The organism is Paenibacillus alkaliterrae (assembly GCF_021532375.1).
Taxonomy (GTDB): Bacteria; Bacillota; Bacilli; order Paenibacillales; family Paenibacillaceae; genus Pristimantibacillus; species Pristimantibacillus alkaliterrae.
Genome location: NZ_JAKGAP010000078.1, coordinates 22,872 through 28,964 on the forward strand (window position 1 = coordinate 22,872; position 6,093 = coordinate 28,964).

A 6,093-nucleotide genomic window follows, 5' to 3' on the forward strand; every position below is an offset into this window, starting at 1 on the left:
GATAATGAAGCTGCTTATCCTTTAACCGACCCTGCCGTTACACCTTCAACAAAGTATCTTTGGAGCGCTACATAAGCAATAACCATTGGAGCTGATGCGATAATGACACCTGCAAATATCATCGGAAAGTTCGTCATGAACTCTCCTTGGAATTGAAGCAGCGCCAAAGGCAATGTTTTTTTGTCGCTGGAATTAATAAGCAAGAGCGGGAACAGCAGGTCGTTCCATACCATCACGCTCAAAAAGATAGCTGAAGCAGAAAGCGACGGCATCGAGATTGGCAAAACAATCCGGCAATAGGTCGACCACTCGTTAGCCCCATCTATCGATGCTGCTTCAATCATTTCTTTCGGCATCGATTTCATAAAGCCAGAGAGAATAAATACAGCAACCGGCATAAATATGGAGATCGAAACGGCAATCAGCCCCGTCAGCGAGTTCGTTAAGCCAAGATCGGAAACAAGCGAATATATAGGGATCATGTTCACCTGCGGCGGAACCATCATCCCTGCGGCAAACAGGCCGTAGAGAATGACCGCTAACCAACCTGAGAAGCGAAAGATTGCATAGGATAACAGGCTGGAGAAAAACAAAATGAACAAGATTGTCGACAACGTAACGAGAGTACTATTTAAAAAATATTGACCAAGCGACTGTTCACGAAACATTTCAATATAGTTGCTGAGCGAGAATTGCTCAGGCCACCCGATCGGATTTTTAAACAAATCAGTCATTTGTTTAAAGGATGCCAGAACAACAATCGACACCGGCACTAAAATCAATAAGGCGTAGAATATCAGAATGAACTTTTTCAGTACAACTCCCGTTAAAGCTTCCTTGCGTAAATGTTTCACAAATCATTCCTCCTCTCCAGCCGGCATTTATGATGAACGGCCTTTCAGCAACTTAAATTGCCCCATTGTAATAAGGGCGATAATGACCATAAAGCCCATCGATTGAGCAGCAGCATAACCAAATTCAGATCCCTGGAATGCCGTGTGATAAATATAAGTGGACAATATTTCTGTCGAGTAGATCGGTCCTCCGCCAGTCATGGCGAATATCAAATCGAACGCCTTGAACGATTGAATCGTCGTATAAGCGACTACTATAGTTGCAGCTGGCGCAATCATTGGCCAGGTGACGTTCTTGAACGCTTGCCAATTTGTCGCTCCGTCTAAATATACTGCCTCATAAAGCTCTTCCGGAATCGACTGCAGTCCGGCCACGAAGATAACCATCATTTGTCCGGCATGCGCCCAAACTTTTACGAAAGCGATCGAATAAATCGCGAGCTTCGGGTCACCCAGCCAATTTTGCGCCAACGCCTCCAGCCCAGCTTTTCCGAGTAAAAGGTTCAACACCCCAACATTCGGATTAAAAACGAACGCCCAAATAAAGGCAACGGAAATGGAAGAAATGATTGTCGGAAAGAAATACAAGGCCCGAAAGAACACATTGCTCTTCGAGTTTTTCAATAACAAAATAGCGAATATTAGTGAAATGGATGTCTGAAATATAACGACGACCAGCATGAATTTCAAATTGTTTGTTAAAGCAGTTTGAAAAATATCGTCATTAAATAGCATTCTCTTATAATTATCGAAGCCAACCCAATTCCAATGAGATGAAATCCCTTCCCAGTCAGTAAACGAGAGGACAAGGCCGTTCAAAGTTGGGTAAACGAAGAAAAGTAAATACATGAATAGCCCCGGCAATACAAACAAGTAAAGGGTTTTACTATGCTTCATACAGCACCTCCGCGAATAAATGGAGAGGGGGGCAGATCGTAACTCCCCCCGCATTCAACTTATTTCTTTATATTTTGGTCAATGAGAGCTTGTGCATTTTTTGCAGCTTCCTCAGCGGTTTTACCTGCAATGACCGCTTGTACAGAAGTCGTAACCGCCTTCTCGTTAGCTGCGTTTGCTATTAGATAGCGTGGTTGAAACCTTGTTTTCTTATCCATCCATGTTGCGGAATGTTGAAGCTCCGGTGTCTTATAGCTTACGTCTTTCACAGTAACCAGCTGTCCGGTTCCATTCGCATATTTCTCTGCGTTTTGCTTTTCGCTTAAGAAAGCTAAAAACTTGATTGCTGCATCTTTATGCTTGGATAGCGCATTCACGCCTAGCATGAACGTAGTCGTATGAATACCTTCGTAAACCGCTTGATCCGCTGCAACAGTAATTGGAGCAAGCAAGCCCAGTTCAATATTCGGATTTTGTTGCTTCATACCAGACATCATGTAGGAGCCTGTTGCCAGCATCGCCGCTTTCTCTTGGGCGAATAAAGAGCCGGCGATATCTTTGCTCGTGCCTAAAGAATCTTTCTGGAAGTACTCTTTATCGTTAAGCTCTTTGAATTGCGACAGCGTTCGCACAAACCATTCGTCTGTCAGTTTCGCTTGTCCCGACTCTACCTTTGCCCATATATCTTCGTCCGTATTGTTATTCATCATCATGGAGTTTATAAACTGTCCAGGACCGATGTCCGCTCCAGGGAAAGCAATTGGGATATAACCGTTTTTCTTCAGCGTCTCACAAAGCTGCAGAAATTGTTCCCAATCGTTTGGAGGCGTTAAATTCAATTTCTCAAAAATCGTTTTATTATAAATAGGTTGGTTATAAACAAGCTGATAAGGGAATGCCAATTGCTTGCCGTCTTTCTGGCCAGCGGCTAAAAGGTTCGGGCTGTAATTGGCGGCAAAGTCTGCATCACTCAGTTCAGCGTACAGCTCCGCTTTCGAGATACTCCCGAATTGAGCGCCCGGAAATGAAGCAAAAACATCGCCCGAAGCTCCGTCTAATAGTTTAGCCTGTGCATTCGCCAAATACTGTTCGGAAGGAAATACATTCATCTCCACTTTAATCGTAGGATTTGCTTTCTCAAATTCAGCAATGAGTCCGTCGAACACTTTAACATCCTCGCCACGCCAGTGTATAAAGCTAATCTTTGTTGTTTTACCTGAGCTCTCCCCCGCTTCCTTCCCGCTATTGGTACTCGAATTTCCGCAGCCAGCTACAACTAAAGCACTGATCAAAAACATGAGAATAGTAACCGTTATTTTTTTCATGTTTACGCCCCGTTTCATTTGTTTTTACAATGTTCACCTTATTTTGCGTTATCTTTAAAAATGCTAATCAACCGAAAGGATATCAGCCCCTTACAAACATAGTGATCTTATAAAACATTATTATGATTAATACAAACGCTTACATAATGATGTTTGTCTTTATTGTAATGACCTTTATACTTTTTTGCAAGCGCTTTTTTCGAGAAAAATAAAAGAACCTGCCATGGACATAGTCGTCCAAGACAAGCTCTGTAAAATTTAGCTTGTTGCTTTATTTCAGGAAACCAAGCAGCATCTCGCGTATAACCTTCGCCGCAACGATTTGCGTTTGCTCCGTCGGGTCGTACGCAGGCGCTACCTCAACGAGGTCAAAGCCCACGATGTTAACGCCTGAACGGGCGATGGCGTGAACCGAATCGATGAGCTCCTTCGACGTAATGCCGCCGGCTTCCGCCGTTCCAGTGCCTGGCGCTGCTGAAGGATCCAGCACGTCGATGTCGATCGTCAAGTAAACCGGACGGCCTTCGAGCTCCGGAAGCACCTTCTTAAGCGGCTCCAATACCTCGAACGGATGGAAGTTAATGTTTTCGCGCGCATACTGAAATTCCTCGCGCGAGCCCGAACGAATGCCGAACTGGTAAATGTTCTTGCCGCCCATGAGACCTGCCGCCTTGCGCAGCGGTGTCGAGTGGGACAACGGCTCGCCTTCATATTGCTCGCGCAGATCGGCATGAGCGTCGAAGTGGATGATCGCAAGATCAGGATATTTCTTGTACACCTCTTGGAAGATCGGCCAAGACACAAGGTGTTCGCCGCCGAGGCCAACCGGGATTTTACCGTCGTCCAGAACGCCGCGCACGAATTCGCCTATAATCTCCAGGCTGCGGGCCGCATTGCCGAACGGCAAGAGCAGATCTCCGGCATCGAAATATTCAATGTCCTCAAGGCTTCGATCTAAGTAAGGGCTGTATTCCTCAAGTCCGATCGATACCTCGCGGATGCGGGGAGGACCGAATCGCGAGCCCGGGCGGAAGCTGACGGTGAAATCCATCGGCATGCCGTAGATAACCGCTTTGGAAGCTTCGTAATTGTCCGAGCTCAGGATGAAGACGTTGCCGGAATATTTTTGATCCAATTTCATGGGGCTTGTCCCTCTTTCCCTAGCAGCGTTGCCGCTCGTTTACTTAATCAGGTCTTCCACGAACTTAGGCAGCACGAAAGCTGCTTTGTGAAGACGCGGCGTATAATATTTCGTATCGATTTCCGGAATGGCCGTCTCGTCAACGGCAGTCGGGTCGTACTTCTTGCTGCCCATCGTGAATGTCCACAGACCGCTAGGGTAAGTCGGGATGTTCGCGCCGTATACGCGCACGATCGGAAATACTTCCTTCACGTCCTTGTTCACGCTTTGGATCAGATCCGCTTTGAACCACGGGTTGTCCGTTTGCGCAACGAATATGCCGTCTTCCTTCAGCGCTTCGTAAATGCCTTGATAGAAGCCGCGCGTAAACAGGTTGGCGGCCGGGCCGACCGGCTCCGTGGAGTCCACCATAATGACGTCATACGTGTTTTTGTGATCATGTATATGCATGAAGCCGTCGTTCACAAGCACCTCAACGCGCGGATTGTCGAGCTCGCCCGCGATCGTAGGCAAATATTTCTTCGAGTATTCGATAACCTTGCCGTCAATGTCGACAAGCACGGCCTTCTTCACCTTCGGGTGCTTCATAACCTCGCGAATAACGCCGCCGTCGCCGCCGCCCACTACGAGCACATGCTCCGGGTTCGGGTGCGTGAAGAGAACGGGATGCGCAACCATCTCATGGTAAACGAATTCGTCCTTCACCGTTGTCATCACCATGCCGTCAAGGACGAGCATCGTTCCGAACTCTTCCGTTTCGATCATATCCAGCTGTTGAAATTCCGTTTGCTCGTTCACATAAGTTTTAGTAATCTTCGCCGTAATGCCGAAGCTGTCCGTTTGTTTCTCCGTATACCACAATTCCATGTCGCAAGATCCCTTCTTTCCTTCAATGGTTCAACCTGTATTATAGTAAAATTAAAACTTGAACACAAATGGTTTATTCCATATACAAATTCAATCTTTTCTTGTGCGTACAAGCGAATTGAAGAAACAAATCTTTGTAGCGGTATTACATGGGTTAAGTGTGTTATTGGTTGAATGATGGGTTCATTCGGTACTGGGTAGCCCCGCCGTTGCAAGGGAATTCATAGTTTCATGACTGTGAAAATTATGATTCAAATGCAGTTCTTTCTGGGAACTTACCCCCCTCTTTAACTAGGCAAACCACCAGTCTTTGAGCCGCTCTATCAAAATAAAAGTTGTTCGGAATCTTAGGGTCAGGTAAAGACTCTAACTCAGAAAACTTCTTAGTAACCTTATTCAATTCAATTTTCCCCATAACATCTTCATTTGGACCAAATCTGTAGACAACTGTTTCATCATCTTCATGTTCTTTTAGCAGTAATACATACGAAGCCAAAATTTACTCCTCCTCAGGTGGATACCACGGGCGACCAGAATCAACTGTTCTATCGTGTGCGGTCCTATAATCTGTTTTAAATATACCTTCAAATTTAGATTCAAAAAGTTCATGATTCAATAAATCAATGTCCTGTTGTTTATAAGTCCCTTTTTGAAGTCTATCCCATGCTTGTGCAATTTCATAATCTGCTTCAAAACGTCCAACACCATGTTCTTTAATATGCTCTTTAAAAAACAAATGGTCCTTTATTATTTGGATTCTATTTTCGGAAACACCTGTATTTTTAGCAATATCCTGAACATCAACATTCGATTTTCTAAAGGATTCATACATTGCATCAGCCGTATCAAGCCTCTTTAGATATTCATCAACTGAAAGTTCTCTCCCACCAGTCTGAACTGTTCTCGAACCCTGAACAGTTGTTGTTCCGGAGGAACCGGGTTTGGTAGGGGAAATGACTTTCGCTCCTCCGGCTAGCGCAGTGGCTAAACCGAAGCTGTTGAGCCAATG

The 6,093-nt window shown here is 45.3% G+C and carries 6 protein-coding genes and 1 pseudogene; all 7 read right to left on the reverse strand.

Going from position 1 to position 6,093, the window contains the following annotated elements:
* Positions 1-14 precede the first annotated feature (14 nt).
* Positions 15-854 carry a carbohydrate ABC transporter permease gene (locus tag L1N85_RS23105; protein WP_235241405.1) on the reverse strand — a complete coding sequence of 280 codons (840 nt, stop codon included), beginning with the start codon at positions 852-854 and terminating at the stop codon, positions 15-17.
* Positions 855-881: 27 nt separating this feature from the next.
* Positions 882-1,751 carry a carbohydrate ABC transporter permease gene (locus L1N85_RS23110; protein WP_235241406.1) on the reverse strand — a complete coding sequence of 290 codons (870 nt, stop codon included), beginning with the start codon at positions 1,749-1,751 and terminating at the stop codon, positions 882-884.
* Positions 1,752-1,810: 59 nt separating this feature from the next.
* Positions 1,811-3,076, reverse strand: a complete 1,266-nt coding sequence (locus tag L1N85_RS23115; protein WP_235241407.1) for an ABC transporter substrate-binding protein — start codon at positions 3,074-3,076, stop codon at positions 1,811-1,813.
* Positions 3,077-3,347: 271 nt separating this feature from the next.
* Positions 3,348-4,217, reverse strand: coding sequence for an agmatinase (gene speB / locus L1N85_RS23120; RefSeq protein ID WP_235241408.1), 870 nt, complete (start codon positions 4,215-4,217; stop codon positions 3,348-3,350).
* Between the two features lie 39 nt (positions 4,218-4,256).
* Entirely contained in the window at positions 4,257-5,084 is an 828-nt protein-coding gene (gene speE / locus L1N85_RS23125) for a polyamine aminopropyltransferase (protein ID WP_235241409.1), read from the reverse strand.
* Between the two features lie 244 nt (positions 5,085-5,328).
* Entirely contained in the window at positions 5,329-5,580 is a 252-nt protein-coding gene (locus tag L1N85_RS23130; protein ID WP_235241410.1) for a hypothetical protein, read from the reverse strand.
* 3 nt (positions 5,581-5,583) lie between these two features.
* Positions 5,584-6,093: pseudogene (locus L1N85_RS23135) on the reverse strand (WXG100 family type VII secretion target); the annotation flags it as partial.